The following is a 233-nucleotide window of genomic DNA, read 5'->3' as shown; positions in this document are numbered from 1 at the left end:
GATCAGAAGATTTCTGAATTACAAAGGGAGAGGGAAAAGATTATGGAGCAAAGTAAAGGCGAGGTTAAGGATGTATATTTAGTGCGCTATGGCGCTTTAACGAGTACTGAAGAGGAAATAGAAATAGTAACTGTAGGTGCTTTACGTGGTAGGGCAGAAAGGGGTAAGTCTTATAATGATGTAGAAAATGCCCAAGAATTAAGTGATAAAGAATTTATTGAGGGATTTAATAA

General features: G+C 36.5%; 1 pseudogene. It reads left to right on the top strand.

Features of this window, described 5'->3' with window-relative positions:
- A pseudogene (locus tag JDS96_RS31585) lies at positions 1-233 on the top strand (hypothetical protein); the annotation flags it as partial.

This window comes from Bacillus cereus group sp. N21 (assembly GCF_016483395.1).
Taxonomy (GTDB): Bacteria; Bacillota; Bacilli; order Bacillales; family Bacillaceae_G; genus Bacillus_A; species Bacillus_A pseudomycoides.
This window is presented reverse-complemented; position numbering and strand designations above follow the sequence as displayed.